Below are 1,838 nucleotides of genomic sequence, written 5' to 3' on the forward strand. Positions count from 1 at the left end.
AGCTCGGTCCCGGGGATCCTCTAGAGTCCGACCGAGCGCGGCGCGGGTGTCGGCGTCGACGACGAGGTCGAACTGCAGCGCGAGGGCGTAGGCGGTCGGAGCATCGCTCATCATGCGTCCTGCCGGGGTGACGTACTCCGCGGTGAACGCGCGGCGCGCGGCCTCGGCGAGGGTTCCGTAGGTCTCGGCATCCTCGTCGTGTCCGAGCAGCGCTGCGGCATCAGCGACCTGGCGCAGCGACCGGGCGAAGTAGGCGCTGGCGACGATGTCGGCGTCGACCTTCGCCTTGCCGGGCTTGTCCGGCGGGGCGGCGGGGTCGAGCCAGTCGCCGAGCTGCATACGGCCGGCCCACAGGCCTGAGTCGCCCGCATCGCGGCGCACCGCCTCTACCCACGCACGCATGCTCGGATACTGCGCGGCGAGCACGTCACGGTCGCCGAAGCGCTGCCACAGCACGCTCGGCACGACCGTTGCGGCGTCACCCCACGCGGCGACCGGTCCGCCGCCCGCGAACGACGGCAGCGCTGCGGGGACGACGACCGGAACGATCCCGCCGTCGCGGTCCTGCTCGTGCGCCAGGTCGCGCAGCCACGAGGTCAGGAAGCCGTCGCAGTCGTAGAGGAACGTCGCGGTCGGCGCGAACACCTGGATGTCGCCCGTCCAGCCCAGGCGCTCGTCGCGCTGCGGACAGTCGGTGGGAATCGACAGGAAGTTGCCGCGCATGCCCCAGCGCACGTTCTCGTGCAGCTTCTCCACGAGCGGGTCGGATGCCGAGAACCATCCGGTCCGGGCGAGGTCGGAGTGCAGCACCACGGCCTCGATGTCCGCGGGGTCGACGTCGAGTCCGGTGATCTGCGCGTAGCGGAAGCCGTAGAAGCTGAAACGCGACTCCAGCACGTCGTCGCCGCCCGAGAGATCGAACGTCGCCGTCGCCTCGGCGTTGCGCAGGGGGCGAAGAGCCAGCTCACCCGCATCGAGCACTTCGGCATGACGGATGACGATGCGGGTGCCGGCCGCTCCTCGCGCGCGGATGCGCAGGCGCCCGACCAGGTTCTGGCCGAAGTCGAGGATCGTGGCGCCGGAGGGCGAGGTGAGAACCTCCGCGACCGGCAGCGTCTCGATGCGGCGTACGGGCGGAGCGATCCGTGGCTCGGGGACGGGGACGTTCTCGTAGCCGGGCCGCGCCGCCGCGCCGACGCGCGCCGACGTCCACGCCGCGTCGTCGAGGCTCCGGCGCAGGTCTTGGTGTTCGCCCGCGTAGATGCCGCTGTCGACGACGGGTCCGTCGCCCGTCGCCTCCCAGTCGGGGCCGGTGGCCGCGAGGGTCGCGCTCGTGCCGTCTGCGTACGTCACGCGCAGCTGGGCCAGCCACGAGGGCTGATCACCGTAGACGCGGTCGGTGAAGGTGAAGAAGCCGTACTTCTCCGTGTACCAGGCGCCCACGATCGTCGCCGCGAGCTCGTTCTCGCCGTCACGCAGGAGGGCGGTGACGTCGACGCTCTCGTGCACGAGCCGGTCGCGGTAGGCGGTCCATCCGGGCGAGAGCACATCGTCGCTCACCGGGGCGCCGTTGACGGTCGGTTCGGCCACGCCCAGCGCGGTCCAGAAGAGGACGGCGCGCGTGACTTCGCGCTCGATCATGAAACGGGTGCGCACCGCGGCGGGCTGCGCTGCGCGCGACGGGTCGGCCAGGCCGACCGGGAGGGCGACCCACTCGTCGTCGGCGAGGAAGCCCGCCTCGACGACGAGCGCATCGCTCCACGTCGTCGATCGTCCATCGGTGCTGTGCGCTCGCACCCGCACCGATCGGCTCTCCCCGGGTTCAGAGGGCGAAACGG

General features: G+C 71.8%; 1 protein-coding gene. It reads right to left on the minus strand.

Annotation, left to right across the window (positions count from 1 at the left end; genetic code table 11):
- Positions 1 to 1,797: family 78 glycoside hydrolase catalytic domain (locus I5I_RS02400; RefSeq protein ID WP_239639995.1), on the minus strand; the 1,797-nt coding region annotated here is incomplete at its 3' end.
- Between the last annotated feature and the right edge of the window lie 41 nt (positions 1,798 to 1,838).

It is taken from the genome of Microbacterium sp. B24 (assembly GCF_000333415.1).
Lineage (GTDB): Bacteria > Actinomycetota > Actinomycetes > Actinomycetales > Microbacteriaceae > Microbacterium.